The sequence below is a fragment of the Dactylosporangium sp. NBC_01737 genome (genome assembly GCF_035963215.1).
In the GTDB taxonomy this organism is placed as follows: Bacteria; Actinomycetota; Actinomycetes; order Mycobacteriales; family Micromonosporaceae; genus Dactylosporangium.
This window is the reverse complement of sequence record NZ_CP109153.1, coordinates 2,537,150-2,553,483: the sequence shown is the minus strand read 5'-3', so window position 1 is coordinate 2,553,483 and position 16,334 is coordinate 2,537,150. Positions and strand designations below refer to the sequence as shown.

16 protein-coding genes are annotated in these 16,334 nt (G+C 73.4%); 9 read left to right on the top strand and 7 right to left on the bottom strand.

The genetic code is table 11. From position 1 onward, the window contains the following. Nucleotides 1-8: 8 nt before the first annotated feature. Nucleotides 9-728: an RICIN domain-containing protein gene (locus tag OHA72_RS11115; RefSeq protein ID WP_327007762.1), complete on the bottom strand. Its 720-nt coding sequence runs from the start codon at nt 726-728 to the stop codon at nt 9-11. Nucleotides 729-1,105: 377 nt separating this feature from the next. On the opposite strand from OHA72_RS11115, the gene OHA72_RS11110 reads away from it, so the two are divergent. The 7 genes from OHA72_RS11110 to OHA72_RS11080 all read left to right on the top strand — a co-directional run bounded on the left by OHA72_RS11110 (nt 1,106) and on the right by OHA72_RS11080 (nt 9,908). Continuing rightward, entirely contained in the window at nt 1,106-2,998 is a 1,893-nt protein-coding gene (locus OHA72_RS11110; RefSeq protein WP_442788561.1) for a pectate lyase-like domain-containing protein, read from the top strand. A 720-nt stretch (nt 2,999-3,718) separates the two neighbouring features. Continuing rightward, the gene (locus OHA72_RS11105) at nt 3,719-5,875 is read left to right on the top strand and encodes a sigma-70 family RNA polymerase sigma factor (protein ID WP_327007761.1); all 2,157 of its coding nucleotides are present in this window, start codon (nt 3,719-3,721) and stop codon (nt 5,873-5,875) included. A gap of 64 nt (nt 5,876-5,939) precedes the next feature. Next, nucleotides 5,940-6,485: an RNA polymerase sigma factor gene (locus OHA72_RS11100; RefSeq protein ID WP_327007760.1), complete on the top strand. Its 546-nt coding sequence runs from the start codon at nt 5,940-5,942 to the stop codon at nt 6,483-6,485. Next, nucleotides 6,482-7,381: a zf-HC2 domain-containing protein gene (locus tag OHA72_RS11095; protein ID WP_327007759.1), complete on the top strand. Its 900-nt coding sequence runs from the start codon at nt 6,482-6,484 to the stop codon at nt 7,379-7,381. The genes OHA72_RS11100 and OHA72_RS11095 overlap by 4 nt, the downstream gene beginning before the upstream one ends. Beyond that, nucleotides 7,378-8,073, top strand: a complete 696-nt coding sequence (locus OHA72_RS11090; RefSeq protein ID WP_327007758.1) for a hypothetical protein — start codon at nt 7,378-7,380, stop codon at nt 8,071-8,073. Before OHA72_RS11095 ends, OHA72_RS11090 begins: the two co-directional genes overlap by 4 nt. 115 nt (nt 8,074-8,188) lie before the next feature. Next, complete coding sequence (locus tag OHA72_RS11085) at nt 8,189-9,019, top strand: ABC transporter permease (RefSeq protein WP_327007757.1); 831 nt, start codon at nt 8,189-8,191, stop codon at nt 9,017-9,019. Nucleotides 9,020-9,047: 28 nt separating this feature from the next. Continuing rightward, nucleotides 9,048-9,908, top strand: coding sequence for an ATP-binding cassette domain-containing protein (locus OHA72_RS11080; RefSeq protein ID WP_327007756.1), 861 nt, complete (start codon nt 9,048-9,050; stop codon nt 9,906-9,908). A 47-nt stretch (nt 9,909-9,955) separates the two neighbouring features. Here the strand turns inward: OHA72_RS11080 and OHA72_RS11075 are convergent, their stop codons facing one another. Continuing rightward, nucleotides 9,956-10,393: an iron chaperone gene (locus OHA72_RS11075; protein ID WP_327007755.1), complete on the bottom strand. Its 438-nt coding sequence runs from the start codon at nt 10,391-10,393 to the stop codon at nt 9,956-9,958. Between the two features lie 51 nt (nt 10,394-10,444). Then, entirely contained in the window at nt 10,445-10,900 is a 456-nt protein-coding gene (locus tag OHA72_RS11070; RefSeq protein WP_327007754.1) for a carboxymuconolactone decarboxylase family protein, read from the bottom strand. Nucleotides 10,901-11,070: 170 nt separating this feature from the next. Between OHA72_RS11070 and OHA72_RS11065 the strand changes: the two genes are divergently transcribed. Together OHA72_RS11065 and OHA72_RS11060 are read left to right on the top strand one after the other, a co-directional pair. Continuing rightward, nucleotides 11,071-12,213: a helix-turn-helix domain-containing protein gene (locus tag OHA72_RS11065; RefSeq protein ID WP_327007753.1), complete on the top strand. Its 1,143-nt coding sequence runs from the start codon at nt 11,071-11,073 to the stop codon at nt 12,211-12,213. Next, on the top strand, nt 12,201-13,349 hold the full coding sequence (locus OHA72_RS11060; RefSeq protein ID WP_327011528.1) for a tetratricopeptide repeat protein: 1,149 nt from the start codon (nt 12,201-12,203) through the stop codon (nt 13,347-13,349). Before OHA72_RS11065 ends, OHA72_RS11060 begins: the two co-directional genes overlap by 13 nt. Before the next feature lie 129 nt (nt 13,350-13,478). Here OHA72_RS11060 and OHA72_RS11055 read toward each other — a convergent pair whose 3' ends face one another. The 4 genes from OHA72_RS11055 to OHA72_RS11040 all read right to left on the bottom strand — a co-directional run bounded on the left by OHA72_RS11055 (nt 13,479) and on the right by OHA72_RS11040 (nt 16,328). Next, entirely contained in the window at nt 13,479-13,640 is a 162-nt protein-coding gene (locus OHA72_RS11055) for a hypothetical protein (RefSeq protein ID WP_327007752.1), read from the bottom strand. A gap of 163 nt (nt 13,641-13,803) precedes the next feature. Then, nucleotides 13,804-14,310, bottom strand: a complete 507-nt coding sequence (locus OHA72_RS11050) for an NUDIX domain-containing protein (protein ID WP_327007751.1) — start codon at nt 14,308-14,310, stop codon at nt 13,804-13,806. A 222-nt stretch (nt 14,311-14,532) separates the two neighbouring features. Then, nucleotides 14,533-15,456, bottom strand: a complete 924-nt coding sequence (locus OHA72_RS11045; protein ID WP_327007750.1) for an anti-sigma factor RsbA family regulatory protein — start codon at nt 15,454-15,456, stop codon at nt 14,533-14,535. After that, complete coding sequence (locus tag OHA72_RS11040) at nt 15,453-16,328, bottom strand: MEDS and STAS domain-containing protein (RefSeq protein WP_327007749.1); 876 nt, start codon at nt 16,326-16,328, stop codon at nt 15,453-15,455. Before OHA72_RS11040 ends, OHA72_RS11045 begins: the two co-directional genes overlap by 4 nt. Nucleotides 16,329-16,334 lie beyond the last annotated feature (6 nt).

Genomic DNA, 16,334 nt, shown 5'->3' with positions numbered 1-16,334 from the left:
TCAGGCAGCTACGGCAGCTGCCAGCGCTGGGTCGGGGCGCCGGCGCAGCGGGCGAGGTACGGCTGCATGCCGCCCCGGACGGTCAGGCACTGCCGTGACGAGCGGGCGACCAGCGTGCCCTTGACGGTGTCCCATTGCTGCGCCGCGGCGCCGCTGCAGCGGGCCAGGCCGAGGCGGCCCGGCCGGCTGCAGGCAGCGGCCCGCCGTGCGCAGCGTGCCGTCGGCGTTGGCGGTCCAGGTCTGGGAGGCGGCGCCGGAGCAGCGGTGCAGTTGGACGGTGCCGCCGAAGCGGGCGTCCAGGCAGAGGCCGGCCGGCCCGACCACGGGGCCGGCGATCGGCTGCGGCACCGGGGCCGGCGCCAGCGCGGCGGTCGCACCGGGCCCGGCGCCGGGACGATCGCGATCTGCAGCTGGCCGGCCTGCGCGGCGGTGACCGGCTCGGCGTCCGGCGAGGACGTCGCGGCGCGGTCGGTGGCCGTCAGGGCGAGGCCGGTCGTGGCGAGGGTCAGGACCAGCACGGTCCATGACAGCGCGGGGTAGGGCCGCGGCTTGCGGCGGGGTTGCGGCACGACCGGCGGGGGCGCCAGCACGGTCGTCTCGGAGTGCCGCGGGTGGTAGAGCGGCGGCACGACCCGCGCCGCGACGGGTCCGCTGCTCGGGTGCGGGGCGGGCGGAATCTGGTGATGCGCGATGACTTTCACATACGGGCGGACCAGGACCGGAGGCATGACGCGACCGTAACGGCCATCAGTGCCGACCTATGCGGCCCGGACCGGGTGAAATACCGGAATCACCCTGCGCCTCACCCGCCCGTTGGAGCGCTTTCACGGACGCGTCCGGGCCCCGGCACGCGGCGTGGCGCGCAAAGTGTTGCGGCACAACGCGGATGGATCGCACGGAACGTCCGCATTTCCACTGGCTGATCGGCCGTTCCGGGGAAATTCGGGGGTGCCCGGACGTAGCGCACGGCCGATTTACACGGTAGAAACAACACTCTGGAGAGAGCGCTCTCACGCCAGCGCCGACGCACTCCGCGATGCATCTCCTACACCCCTCATATCCGTGTACCTCACACCCGCCCGCACGATCGAGAGGACGCACCCGTATGACGATCCAGTCCGAGCATTCCGTGAGGCGGTGGTCCGGCCGTCGCACCATCGGCCGAGTGTTCGTACTCAGCCTGGCGATGACGACCGCCACCGCGACGATGGGGACGGCGGCCGGCGCGCACCCGTCGCACGGCGGGTCGCAGGACCTGGGCACCAACGTCACCGTGTTCGACCCGAGCACGCCGGTCAGCGAGATCCAGGCGAAGCTCGACGCGACCTACGCCAAGCAGGTCGACAACGAGATGGGCACCGCGCGGTATGCCTATCTCTTCAAGCCCGGCACGTACGGCACGGCCGACCAGCCGCTGCAGATCAAGGTCGGCTACTACACGGAGATCGCCGGTCTGGGCGCGTCCCCCAACGACGTGGTCATCAACGGCAAGGTCGAGGTGTACAACCGCTGCCTCGAGAACGGCGGCACCAGCAACTGCCTCGCGCTGGTCAACTTCTGGCGCACGCTGTCCAACCTGTCGATCAACATCAACGCCAAGGGCCAGGACGGCTGCCGTGGCTCGGCCAACTTCTGGGCCGTGTCGCAGGCCGTCTCGCTGCGGCGCATCAACGTCACCGGCGGCAACCTGTCGCTGATGGACTACTGCACCGCCGGCCCGCAGTACGCCAGCGGCGGCTTCATCGCCGACTCGAAGGCCGGCACGATCGTCAACGGCTCGCAGCAGCAGTGGCTGACCCGCAACAGCGAGGTCGGCAGCTGGTCCAACGGCGTGTGGAACCAGGTCTTCTCCGGCGTCGTCGGCGCCCCTGACGACTCGGCCTTCCCGAACCCGCCGTACACCACGCTCGCGACCACCCCGGTGAGCCGCGAGAAGCCGTACCTCTTCGTCGACGCCAAGGGCAAGTACAACGTCCGGGTGCCGTCGGCGGCGAAGAACACCAGCGGCATCTCCTGGGCGAACGCCCAGACCGCGGGCCGCACCATCCCGCTGTCGGACTTCTACGTCGCCAAGCCGGGCGACTCTGTCACCAAGATCAACCTGGCGCTGCTGGCCGGCAAGAACCTGCTGCTGACCCCGGGCACGTACGACATCGCCCGCAGCATCGAGGTCCGCTGGCCCAACCAGGTGGTCCTCGGCATCGGTCACGCCACGCTGACCGCGGTCAACGGCTCGACCCCGCTGGACATCGCGGACGTCCCCGGCGTCATCGTCGCCGGCGTCACCATCGACGCCGGGCTCAAGGAGTCCAAGGTCCTGCTGCGCGTCGGCAAGGAGCACGGCTGGGGCATCAGCGACCCGAAGAACCCGACCACGCTGTCCGACGTGTACTTCCGCGTCGGCGGCCCGCACATCGGCAAGACCGACACCGCGCTCGAGGTCAACAGCGACAACGTGCTCATCGACCACACCTGGGTGTGGCGCGGCGACCACGGCGTCGAGGGCTTCACCGGCGGCGTCAACGGCGACAACCAGCGCTGGGTCACCAACACCGGCCGCTACGGCGCCGTCATCAACGGCGACAACGTGACCGCGACCGGCCTGTTCGTCGAGCACTTCCAGAAGTACAACACCGTCTGGAACGGCGAGCGCGGCACGACCGTCCTCTACCAGAACGAGCTGCCCTACGACCCGCCGACGCAGGCGGACTGGATGAACGGCAGCGTCGAGGGCTACGCCGGCTACAAGGTCAACAACAAGGTGAAGTACCACAACCTGTACGGCGCCGGTGTCTACGTCTTCAACCAGAACAACCCGACGATCCACACCGAGAACGGCTTCGAGGCCCCCTCGACGCCGGGCGTCAAGCTGCACCACATCATGACGGTGAACCTCAGCGCCGGCATCATCGACCACGTCGTCAACGGCGTGGGCGACCCGGCCGACACCACCAAGATCGGCGTGCCGATCTACCTCGCGGACTACCCGGCCGCGTAACACCCCGCACCACCGGCGGTGGGCCGGCGCTCTTCGGAGCGCCGGCCCATCTGTTTCCCGCCCTTGGCTGACGCCATAGCTCACCGCCCCACCGCTGCGCGGCGGGTCCCGCCGGGGGATTCTCACCCCGGACCCCCAATGCTCGCTTCGCTCACACAGCCGCGCGTGCCGCGCTGGCTGGGATTGCGCGGGCGCGCCCCTCCGGTGGCCGGCCGCTGCCGTCACTTGCCGGCATGGCGACCGGGGGTTGAGGAGCTGGCGGTTTCCCGCCCTGACTGAGGCCATGGCTCGCCGCTCCCACCGCTGCGCGGCGGGTCACGCCAGGGGATTCCCACCGCGAGCCTGCGGGGCTGCCCACGTGTATCGCCGGAGCCTGGTGGATTGCTGATCACCCGGAGCCCGCTCCGAACGGTGATCTCGCGCCCCCGCTCGTGATCAAAGGCCGGATCCGGCCGTCGGGGCAGCCAGATCCGGCCTTTGATCAAGGGTTGCCACTGTGCGGGACACCGCGCGTTGCCAACTTGGGTGATTTGCGAAGTTTTGAAACCGGGGGCGGCTGGAGGCTGGGCGGGCACGAAGGCCGCGCCGCTGCTCGATCGACAAGCACCCGCTTCCTGGGCGTGGCCGACCGCCGTGAAACTTGCATTTACACATTCCAGGGCCCGTGCAACCATGCGGCGCGGCAGATGAGAGCGCTAACAAGACCTGCAGGAGGCACCGGTGGCCGAAACCATGGTCGACACCGCCTCACTGGTCGTGGCGGCGCAGTCCGGCGACCGCGACGCGCTGCAGGAGCTGACCGCGACGCATCTGCCGCTGGTGTACAACGTCATCGGGCGGGCGTTGAACGGCCACGCCGACGTCGACGACCTGGTCCAGGAGACGATGGAGCGGGTCGTGCGTGGGCTGCGCGGCCTGCGCGAGCCGGAGCGCTTCCGCTCGTGGGTCGTGGCGATCGCCTACCGCCAGGTCCAGCTGCACCTGCGCCAGGCCGGCCGGCGGGGGTTCCTGCGCCGGCCGGAGGCCCTCGCGGAGGTGCCCGACCCGGCCGGTGACTTCGCCGAGCGCACCGTCACCGAGCTGGTTCTCACCGGGCAGCGCCGCGAGCTGGTCGAGGCGACCCGCTGGCTCGACGACGGCGACCGGCACCTCCTCGCGCTGTGGTGGCACGAGGCCAGCGGCGAGCTGACCCGCACCGAGCTCGCGACGGCGCTCGGCATCGGCCAGCCGCACGCCGCGGTCCGCCTCCAGCGCATGAAGGCCCAGCTCGAGGCGGCCCGCCTGATCGTGCGGGCGCTGCACGCCGGCCCGCGCTGCGCCGACCTCGCGACCGTCGTGCAGGACTGGAACGGGGTGGCCCGGCCGCTGTGGCGCAAGCGGCTGACCCGGCACGTCCGCGACTGCGTGGCCTGCGGCGGGCACCGCCGCGGCCTGCTCACCCCGGAGCAGCTGCTGCTCGGCATCGGCGTGCTCGCGCTGCCCGCGACGGCGGTCGCGGCGGCCCGTGCCGCGCTGGAGGCGCCGCTGCTCGCCCCCACCGGCACGTCGCTGCTCGGCGGCCTCCAGCAGGTGTTCCAGCACAAGACCGCGGCCGTGGCCACGGTGGCCGTGGTCGCCGGCGGAGGCTTCGCCTACGCGGTCTACGAGACCCCGGCCGGCCCCGGCGACGGCGAGCCGCCGGTCGCGGCGGCACCGGCCCCGGCCACGGGCACCGCCCCGGCGACCGCAGCGGCGTCGGCCCCACCGGCCACCCCCGGGGCGAGCACCCCGGCGGGCCGCTTCACCGGCGTCGCCGCCGCCGACATCTACGTGGCACCGAACGGCGCGGACGCCGCGGACGGCAGCATCGCGCGGCCCTACGCCACCCTCGCGAAGGCGGTGTCCGTGGTGCGGCCGGGGCAGACCATCGCCCTGCGGGGCGGCACCTACCAGCCGGTCTCCCCGGTCACCATCACCACCAGCGGCACCGCCGAGCAGCGCATCACGGTCAGCAACTACCAGGACGAGGCACCCGTCATCGACGCGTCCCGCGTCCCGGCCGACAAGTGGGCCATCACCCAGCAGGCGAACTACTGGACCGTGCAGGGGTTGGAGATCAAGGGCTCGCGCAGCCACGCCTACGTCTGCCTCGCCTGCAGGCACAACGTCTTCCGCCGGCTGTCGGTGCACGACAACGTGGAGTCCGGCCTGACCCTGCGCAACGACGGCACCATCGGCAACCAGGTGCTCGACAGCGACTTCTACCGCAACCGCAACCCCGCCGACGAGGGGCAGAGCGGCATCGGCCTGGGCGTGAAGTTCGGCGACGGCGAGGGCAACCTGATCCGCGGCTGCCGCGCCTTCGACAACGCCGACGACGGCTTCGACCTCGGCGACTTCCGCAGCCCGGTGACCCTGGAATACAACTGGGCCTACGGCAACGGCGTCAACCGGTGGGGCGTGCGCAACTGGCAGAGCAACGGCAACGGCTTCACCCTCGGCGGCGGCAGCCCACCCGCAGCCGCGGCGCACCAGCTGCGCCACAACGCCGCCTGGGACAACATCCACCACGGCTTCACCGACAGCGGCAACCGCGCGACGCTGCAGCTGACCAACAACACCGCCTACCGCAACGGCGCCGCCGGCTTCGTCATGGCCGACGCGCCCGCGACCCTGCGCAGCTCCGTCGCGATCGGCAACCCGACCGCGGTCACCGCGAACGCGGCCGTCCAGGCCAGCCGCAACACCTGGGACGGCGGGACGTGGACCGCGGCGATGTTCCGCTCCACGGACCCGGCGACGGCCCAGGGCCCGCGCGCACCCGACGGCACCCTGCCCTCCACACCGTTCCTGACCACCGGCAACGGCATGGGCGCCTCCATGACCGGCGGCGACTGACCCTCCCGGTGAACCGTTCGCACCCCCGGCCGCTACCTACCCTGCGGTGGAGGGGGGTGAGCGGATGGACAGCGACGAGGGCCTGCTGCGGGCGGTCGCCGCCGGTGACGCGGCCGCGCTGTCCCGGCTCTACGAGCGGCACTGCGGTGCGCTGTTCGGCTACCTGCACCGGCTCGCCGGGGACCGGATGACCGCCGAGGAGATCCTGCAGGACACGATGCTCGCGGTCTGGCGGTCCGCCGGCGCGTTCGAGGGGCGCGCGAAGGTGACGACGTGGCTGTTCGGGGTCGCCCGCCGGCAGGCACACAACCGGTTGCGCGGCCGGGCCCGGCCCGAGCCCTCCGGCGCCGACCTGACGGACCGGCCCGATCACGGCCCCGGACCGGAGGAGCTGGCGATCGCGGCGGCCGGTGGCACGCCCGTGGCCGCCGCCATCGACCGGCTGCCCGAGCACCACCGTGACGTGATCGCGCTGGTGTTCGTCGCCGGGCTGCCGCTGGCCGACGTCGCCGAGGTCCTCGCCATCCCCGTCGGCACCGTGAAGAGCCGCCTGTTCCACGCCCGGGCCGCCGTCGCCGCGGCGCTCACCGCCCAGGAGGTGCCCGAATGAAGGACTGGCTGCCGGCGTACGCCGCAGGCACGCTGCACGGCGCGGACCGCGACCGGGTCCGCGCGCACCTGGCGGACTGCGGGCGCTGCCGCGCGGAGCTCGCCGCCTGGCAGGCGATCGCCAGCGCCGCCGTCCCGCCCGGCGCGGCGCCCGACCCGGCCAGGATGGTGCGGGCGGTGCTGACCCGCAGCGCGATGGAAGGGCCGGCCCGCGACGGCCGCTCCGGCAGCCGCCTGCGGCACCTCGCCGCGCTGGTGGTGGCGGAGGCGCGGCTGATCCGCCCCGCCGTGCCGTTCGCCTCGGCGCTGGTGATGGCGCTCGGCGTCGCGGTCGTCCTGCTGCAGGCCAGGGCCGCCGCGGGCGCGACCGGCGCGGCCGGCCTGGTGCTCGCCCTGATCGCGCCGATCGTCGCCGCCGCGGGCGTCGCGGGCACGTACCGCTCCCGCCGCGACCCGGCCGCCGAACTGGTCGCCGCCACGCCGACCTCCGCCCGGCTGCTGCTGCTCGTGCGCATCACGCTGGTGTTCGGGTGCGACCTGGCGCTCGCGGTCGCTGCCTCCGCCGTGCTGCACGCGGCCGGGGCGGGGCAGGCGGGCCTGCACGCGCTCGTCGGCGCGTGGCTCGGGCCCATGGCGCTGCTGTCGTCGCTGAGCCTGCTGATCGCCGTGCGGTTCGGCCCGGACGTGGCGCTCGGCGCAGCCGTCGCGCTGTGGGCCGTGCGGGTCCAGGCGGGCGTGCTCGCCCGCGATGAGTGGCCGGCGCGGGTCGTCGTGGAGGTCTGGTCGACGAACGCGGCCGTGCTGACGGTCAGCGCCGCCGTCACCGTCGCCGCCGTGGTGCTCGCCGGGCGCGGCGGTGAACCACACCAGGGGTGGCACGCTACCCATCCGATGTGAGACCACTGATCCTCTGGCGGCACGAGGCGCGCCGGGCCGGCTGGGCGGCGCTGCTCGGCCCGCCGATCGCCGTCGCCCTGGGCGTCGCGGCCGCGCTGGCCAACCCCCTGCCGGGCGAGACGACCACGGCCCGCATCCTGCTCGGCGCCCTGGAGATGGCGGTCCCGCTCGCCGCGGGTGTCGCCTGCGCCTCGCTCGTCGGCCAGGACCCTGCGGTGGAGCTGCAGCTCACGGCGCCCACGCCGTACCGTGTCACGCTGCTGCGCCGCGCCGGTGTGACGCTGGGCTGGACGGCGGCGGTCGCCGCGCTGACGGCGGTCGGGCTGATCGCCACCGGCTGGTGGGCCCGCTGGCCGGCCAACCACGGGGTCCTCGTCGGTCAGCTCACCTGGGTGGCGCCGACCGTCGGGCTCAGTGGCCTGGGCTTCGCCGCGGGTGCGGTGTTCCGCAGCCCCGCGGCGGCCGGCGCGCTGGTCACGACCCTGTGGGCGATCCAGCAGTTCTTCGCCGACGCCGCGCAGCAGCACCTGCCGGGCCGGCTGCTGTACCTGTTCGCGACGACCCGCGGCACGGTGCCCGGCGACTGGACCGCGAACCGCCTCACGCTGCTCGGCGTGGGTGCCGCACTCATCGCGCTCGCAATGGTCGTCCTGGGCCGCTCGGAGCGCCTCATCGACGGGGAGGACGCGTGACCGGACCGGAGCGCAGCGGAGGGGCCGGGCATCGGCAGTGCAGTCCGTCATGCGGACGCCGGAGCGTAGCGGAGGTGGCAGCATGACCGGACCGGAGCGTAGCGGAGGTGGCAGCATGACCGACCGGACGCTGGGCGTGTTCGGCGCGAGTCTGCGGTACGAGTTCCGCATGCAGATCCGCAAGCGGTCGGTGTGGATCGTGCCCGCGCTGACCATCGTGCTGTTCCTGCTGATCGGGGGCAGCCTGCTGCGGGACCTGTTCGACCCCGCCGAGCGGCCCGCCGAGGCCAGGACCGCCGTGGTCGGGCTGGCGATCCAGGTCCACGGGCTGCTGTCGATCGGGTTCGGCTGCCTGCTCGCCGACCGGCTCGTCCGCGACGACCGGCTGCGGGTGGCGCCGATCCTGGACGCCACGCCGGCCGGCCCGGTCGCCCGCCTGCTCGGCAAGTACCTGGGCACGGGCGCCGCGACGGCCGTGCCGATCCTGGTGGTGTACTTCGGCTTCGCCGCCGCGTACGCGGTGGACACCGGCGCGCCCTCCGCGCTCGGCTGGGCCCTCGCCGCCACCGGCGTGGTGATCGTGCCGGGCCTGCTGTTCGTGGCCGCGTTCGCCCTGGCGGTGCCGCTGGTCATGCCGGCACCGCTGTTCCGCGTGCTGTTCGTCGGCTACTGGCTGTGGGGCAACCTGCCGGGGCCGGACACGATGCCCACGCTCGCCGGGACCCTGATCCACCCGCTGGGCGGCTACCCGCTCGACGTGCTGCTGGACTTCCACGGCATCGACGGCGAGGACACCCTGGCCGGCCCGGTGCCGGGCGCGACGCTGAACTTCCTGCGGCCGGACCCGACGCCGGCGACCGCGTGGCTGTCCATCGCCGTGCTGCTGGCGCTGGCCGCCGCCGCGCTCGCCGGTGGTCACGCGCTGCGCGCCCGCCGCACCCGATGAGCCCCCGACGCTGGAAAGGGAACCCGACATGCGTATCGACATCTCCGGCCTGACGAAGACGTACCGGGGCGGGGTTGCCGCCCTCGACGGCCTCGACCTGGTCGTGCCCACCGGCATGTTCGGCCTGCTCGGCGCGAACGGCGCCGGCAAGACCACGCTGATGCGCATCCTCGCCGGGATCGTGCGGCCGTCGGCGGGCCGCGTCGTCGTCGGCGGGCACGACCTCGGCACGGGCGCGGGCCGCACCGCCGTGCAGCGCGACCTCGGGTACCTGCCGCAGGACCTCGGCGTCTACCCGGACCTGACGGCCCGGCAGTTCCTGGACTACGTGGCGCTGCTCAAGGGCATGGACGACCGGGCGGCGCGGCGGCGCAGGATCGGGGAGCTGCTGGAGGTGGTCGCGTTGACCGGGCAGGCCGACCGCCGGCTGCGCGGCTTCTCCGGCGGGATGCGCCAGCGGGTCGGCATCGCCCAGGCGCTGCTCGCCGACCCGCAGCTGCTGATCGTGGACGAGCCGACCGCGGGTCTCGACCCGGAGGAGCGGATCCGCTTCCGCACGTTGCTGTCGCAGTTCTCCGGCCGGCGCACCGTGCTGCTGAGCACGCACATCGTCGACGACATCGCGCAGACGTGCCGGGAGGTGGCGGTGCTGGCCAAGGGCAGGCTCACCTTCCGCGGCACGGTCGACGAGCTGACCCGCCGCGCCGAAGGCCGGGTCTGGTCGATGGTCACCGACGGCCCGCCGCCGACCGGGGGCACCGTCGTGTCCGCGCTGCCGCACGAGGACGGCATGCGGTACCGGATCGTGGCGCCCGCCGCGCCGGGCCCGCAGGCCCGCCCGGTGGAGCCCAGCCTGGAGGACGGCTACCTCGCCGTCACCGCACGCTGAGCGGGCGGCCGGGCCGTCACGGCCCGGCCGCCTTCCTGCGCGGATCGTCAGCTGACCGCCTGCTTCACCAGGGCGCCGATCCGGTCCTCGTCGGCGGGGGTCAGCTCGGTCAGCGCGAAGTACGCCGCCCACATGGTGCCGTCGTCGAGGTTCGCCTCGTCGCTGAAGCCGAGCGTCGCGTACCGGGTCTTGAACTTCGCCGCGCTCTGGAAGAAGCAGACGACCTTGCCGTCGCGGGCGTAGGCGGGCATGCCGTACCACAGCTTCGGCGTGAGGACGGGGGCGTTCGCCTTGACGATGGCGTGGAGGCGTTCGGCGATCGCGCGGTCGGCGTCGGACATCTCGGCGATCTTCGCGAGCACCTCCGGCTCCGTGTCGGCCTTGGCGCCGCGGCGGGTGGCCGACTTGAGCTCCTTGGCGCGTTCCTTCATCGCGCCGCGCTCGTCCTCGGTGAAGCCCTCGTGCCTGGTGGTGTTGGTCGCCATGATGACGGTCCTTTCTAAAAGAGGAGCGGATTCTCAGGAAGGAGGAGCGGACTACCAGGACCCGGCCTGCTGGCGGGTCGGGGCGTTGAGCCGGTTGAAGGTGTTGGTCATCGCGATGTTGAGCAGCAGCGCGGCCAGTTCCTTCTGGTCGAAGTGCTTGGCGGCCAGGTCCCACACCTCGTCGGGGACGGGGTCCGCACGGTCGGCGAGCCGGGTCACGGCCTCGGTCAGCGCGAGGGCGGCGCGCTCCTCGTCGCTGAACCAGGGCGTCTCCCGCCACGCGGCGACGGCGTCCACCTGCTCCGTGGTCGCGCCATTGCGGCGGGCCTGACCGGCGCCGCCGGCCACGCACGGGCCGCAGCCGTTGATCTGGCTGGCCCGCAGGTGGGTCAGCGCCAGCAGCCTGCCGTCGACGCCGGCGCCGGCCACGGCCCGGTTGACGGCCATCAGGGCGTCCATGGCCTCGGGGATCAGCATCGCCGGGTTCGGCATCCGTTCGGTCGACATCTCGTGCTCCTTCGTTGTGCGGTGCCGCTCGCTGACAGGACCCATCGGAGCACCGGAGAGGCTCGCGGCGCGTGGGCCGTGGGACACCGTGGGACACTCGAAACGCGTCTGACCTGCGCGGACATGGCTGCGATCCGTTCGCGTGGGGCGGGACGGGTACGGTGTTGCACGTGTCCGGCCCTCAGGAACAGCTGGTGGCTCAGCTCGCTCGGATCAAGGAGCTGAGCGGGCTCAGCCTCCGGGCGCTCGCCGCCCAGGCGGGGTTGAGCAGCTCGTCGCTGTCGCGCTACCTGACGGGCAGGCTGGTGCCGCCGTGGGAGGCCGTCGTCGCGCTGTGCCGGGTCGTCGGCCGCGACCCCCGGCCGTTGCGCGCCGTGTGGGCCGAGGCGTCCAAGGCTGGCGCCGCGCCCCCGCCGCGCCGCAACGACCTGCCGGCCGACCTGTTCGACTTCACCGGGCGGGAGGCGGAGTCCGCGCTGGTCGAGGAGCTGCTGCGCACGGCCGGCGCGGTCGCGATCGACGGCATGGCCGGCGTGGGCAAGACCAGCCTGGCCGTGCACGTCGCACACCGGCTCGCCCCCGCGTACCCCGACGGCGGGCTCTACCTCGACCTGCACGGCTTCACCCCCGGCCAGGAGCCCCTGGAGTCCCTCGCCGCGCTGGGCCGGCTGCTGGCCGCGCTGGAGATCACGCATCCCCCGGCCGGCGTCGCCGAACGCGCCGCGCTGTGGCGCTCGGAGCTGTCCCGCCGCCGAGCGCTCGTGGTGCTCGACAACGCGGTCGACGCGGAGCAGGTGCGGCCGCTGCTGCCCGGCGCGGGGAAGTCCGCGGTGCTGGTCACCAGCCGCCACCGCCTGGTCAGCCTGGACGGGGTGCCGCCGGTCTCGCTGGTGCCGTTCGCCGACGGCGACGCGGCCCACCTGTTCGGCCGGGCGGCCGGGCTCGCGGACACCACCGCCGACGCGGTCGGTCAGGTGCTCCGGCAGTGCGGCGGGCTCCCCTGGCGCTGCGGATGGCCGGCGCGCGCCTGCGGCACCGCCCCGGCTGGACGGTCGCGGTCCTGGCGGAGCGGCTCCGCGACACCGCCGGCCGCTTCGACGCGGTGTTCGGCATGTCGCTGCACCAGCTCGACCCGGCGCAGCGGCGCATGTTCCGGCTGCTCGGTGTCCTGCCGGGCGCCGACTTCGACGACGCCGTCGCGGGCGCGCTCGCCGACGTGCCGGCCGACCGGCTCGGCGCGGTGCTGGAGGAACTGGTCGACGCCCACCTGCTGCAGGAGCTGGCGCCCGGCCGGTACCGGATGCACGACCTGATCCGGCAGTACGCCGCCGACCTCGCCGCCGAGGAGGAGCCGCAGGCCGGCGCCGCGCTGCGCCGGGTCGTGCGGCACTACCTGGCGCGGGCCGTCGCCCACGACCGGATGCTGCCGTCACCGCATCGCCCGCAACCCGCCGCCGGCGACCCGGCGCAGGCCATGGCCTGGTTCGACCTCGAATACGAGAACCTGGTCGCCGCCTTCGACGCCGCGGTGCGGCTCGGCGAGGCCGAGGACGAGGTGGTGGCCGAGCTGCCGCAGGCCATGCGGGTCTGGTTCTTCCGGCACCGCGGCACCGACGACCAGACCCGCCTGCTGGAGGCCGCCGCCGACGCCGCGGCCCGGCTCGGCCGCCACCAGGAGCGCGCGGTGCTGCTCTCGGACCTCGGCTTCGCCCGCGCCGCCGCGGGCCGCCTCGTCGACGCGCTCGCCGCCTACGAATTGGCCGAACGCGAAGGGCCCGACGACGACCTCGCGGCCGGTCTGGCGCTGCGGATCGGTCTCGTCCGCCGGGACCTGGGCGACCTGGAGGAGGCGCAGCGGCAGCTGCGACGGGCCCGGGCGCTGTTCGAGAAGCTCGGCCAGCGCGGCGGGCAGTCCCAGGCCCTCGCCTTCGACGGGTGGGTGACGCTCCGCCTCGGGCGGCCCGCCGAAGCCGTCGAGCTCGCCCGGGCATCCCTCGCCCTGGCCGGTGGGCCGGCCCAGGTCAGCGGGCTGGTCACGCTCGGTCTTGCCCTCGCCGCGGACGATCCCGCGCAGTCGCTGCGGACGCTGCGCGAGGCGCTGCGGCTGGCGCAGGAGCACAACCTGCAGCACAACCAGGCGTGGTGCCACAGCGCGCTCGGCGTCGCGCTGCGGGTCATGGGCTCACCCGAGGAGGCCCTTGACCACCATCGGCGGGCCTTCGAGCTGCTGGAACCCCTCGCCGAGGTGCAGCTGGAGATCGACTGCCTGCACGAGTACGCCGAGACGTGCCGGGTGGCGGGCCGCCCGGACGAGGCCTTGGCGCTCCTCGACCGGGTCGTCGCACTGGCGCGCGAGCTGGGCCGCCCGCACGACGAGCGGCTCGCCCGGCAGGCCCGCGACCTGGCAGGCTCGTCCGCTGCGCAAGGAAGTCCGGGGGCTGGTCGGTGACCGGCCCGGACCTGTTCCGGCAGTACCGTCTCGATCGTCGTGCCGGACGGGAATCCGGGTACGGCTGAGGAGGGCGGCCGTGGAAGGGGCGGCCGTCGCACCGGGGGGCTCCTTCCACGGCCGCTCTCTTTATGGTGTGGCCGGCGGAGCCGGCAGGGCGCACGCGGTGTCGAGGTCCAGAGTGACCGTCGTCGACGGGCGTGGGTGCAGCAGGCGGAGCCAGCGGACCTTGCGCAGGGCGGTGGAGGCACGGCTGGCCTGGCGGTGGCGGGGCGTGTGGTGGGCGCTCATGCATTCACTCCAATGAACCGGGTCACGACACAGAGTGTGCGTGGCCGGACCCTGGGTCGTCAGCATGCGAACGGTCGCGCTCCTGCGCTGGTCAGCAGGGGTGTGGGGCCGTCCGGATTCCCCCGTTCGGAGGCGAGTAGTAGTGACGGAGCGTTGAGTAACGCTAGTGGTAGCGGTGGCCCATCTCGGCGTGGATCGGGGTGCCGGTGGTGAGCGCCGTCAATGCCAACGACAGGCGGCGGCGCAAGGATGCGCGGATCTCGGCGGCGTGCAGGGGGAGCCACCGGATGCCGGTGAGCTCGTCGGCGGCGGGGCGGACGGGTAGCGCGGGGTCGAGGACGCCGCCGTCGAAGACGAACTGGACCTGGTCGCTCCAGGGGCCGCGGCCCGGGGTCCAGTCGACCACCAGGAGGCGGCCGGTCGGCAGGTCGACGCCGAGCTCCTCGAGGACCTCGCGGCGGCAGGCGGCGGACGGGGGTTCGCCGGGTTCGACGATGCCGCCGGGCAGGTCGAGGTACGGCTTGTAGTTGGGCACCACGAACAGGATCCGGTCCGTTGGGTCCCTGATCAGCGCGCCGGCGGCGACCGTCTTGTGGGCCATGCGCCGGGCGACGCCGGGGTGGAACTCGGCCTCGGGTGGGCCCTCGTCGGCGAAGAAGGCGGCGGTCATGGTGTCCATCCAATGGGGTACGCCGGTCTGCTGATGGTGAACGTATCTTGCGTAATGCAAAGGTAACTGGGCGTCAACCAAGGGGGGAGGTGGTGGCCGGTCAACGCGGTCCCACGCGAAAGGAGTTCCGTGCGCTGGGGGTAGTTCGCGGGACGCACCGTGAATGCCGGGGGCGGTGTCCGCGCGGGACACCGCCCCTAGAACCTGGAAGCACCGGAGGACTCAGACGGCACGCCGCAGGTGCAGCCGGACGGTCGTGCCCGACGGGCCGGTGCGCATCTCCAGCAGGTCGCAGATCTGCCGGGCGATCCACAGCCCGTGCCCGCGCTCGGAGTGCGGGTCGGCGCGCAGGAAGCCCAGGAAGTTGCCGGTGGCGGTGCCGGTGTCGGTGATCTCGCAGACGACCCGGCGGTCGGTCGCCCACATGCGGGCCTCGCCCTTGCCGCCGCCGTGGCGCAGGACGTTGGTGGCGATCTCGTTGACCGCGAGGATGTAGTCGTCGAGCCGCTGCAGGCTGACGCCGAGGCGCGGGGCGTGCTCGGCGACGAACTGCCGGACCGGGGCAAGGTCGGCGTGGATGGGGATCCACTCGACGCCGGTCGGCGGGCGGGGCGCGAGCGGGGTGTCACGGGAGGCGTAGTAGGACGCGGGTTCGGTGAAGTCGGCGCTGATCTCGCTGGTCGTGCCGACGGCGAGCCGGGGGTGGGTGCGGCGGGCGTCCTCGACGATGGCGCCGGCGAGGGTGCTGCTGTCGTAGCCGCACATGACCCAGGCGCGGGAGTCGGCGAGTGCGACGTTGACGATCGACTCGTAGCGGCCCCATTCGGAGGTCTCGAGGTCGTCGCGGTCGGCCCAGACGGGCTCGCCGATGACCCGCAGGAAGGCGGTGTCGGTGGCGAGGGCGTCGATGCGGCGGTGGTGGGCGTCGAGGGTGCGGCCCGGGGAGTCGAACCAGCCGGCCGGCTCGAGGAAGGTGACCTCGTCCGCGGCGCCGTCGAGCTGCTCGCGCAGGAGCCTGGTGTTGTCGGTGGAGGTGACGGCAAGGACGGTGTCGCCGCGGTGCACGCCCTCGGTGATGAACGGCACGGCCGTGGCGAGGAACTGCTCGGGCGAGTCGAACAGCAGCGCCTGGTGGATCAGGGTCACGGTGCCGGCACCCCCGCATCCCCGATGGTGAGGCCCGGTGTGGTGTCCCAGCCGACGATCCGCAGCACGTTGCGCAGGGTCGGGGCGAGGTGGCGCACGTGCAGCGTCCGGTCCGGTGCGAGCGCCTCGGCGGCGCGGACGAGGGCGCGGATGCCGGCGACGTCGATGAACAGCAGCTCGGCGACGTCGACGACGATGATCCGCTCCGGCCATTGCGTCGTGTGGGCGAGCGCGTCGGCGAAGGCGCCCGCGGTCAGGTCGTCGACGGTGCCGCAGATGCGCAGGCCGCGGGGCGAGAATGTGGGCACGATGCGCAGCCGCCGGTCGTCGTGCAGCGGGTCGACGTGCACCACGCCCGGGTGCCGGGCGACCAGGCCGGTGATGTCCGCCTTGTCGAACAGGCGCTCGTCGTACTGGCAGATCGCCGCGAGGTCGTCGGAGCCGGTGACGGTCGAGGCGACTCCGGACTCGTATTCGTGCAGCCGGACGGTGTCTGGCAGGGCCCAGCTCATCTCGCCGGTGAGGCGCAGACCCTGGAAGCCGGCGGTCCGGGCGTCGCGGACCGCGTGGCGGATGCCGTCGACCATTGCGCCCGGGTCGAAGTGGTCGTCCGCCGAGCGGACCTCCAGCTGGCCGCGGGCCATCGCGAGGGCGCCGTCAATGCCGCGCGGGTCGAGCCACGCGTCGATGGCGCGGGGTGCCGTCTTGTCGGAGTAGTAGAGCACCCGCTCGCCACGGATCAGGCCGTCGGCGATGTAGGCGGACACCACCTCGCGCTGCTCGAGATCGCTCGCGAACGGCAGGCACAGGTGATCGCCCAGGCGGACGTGCCCGGTGTGCTTGGTCGAGACGCTGTCGTTGATGTTTCTCAACTTACC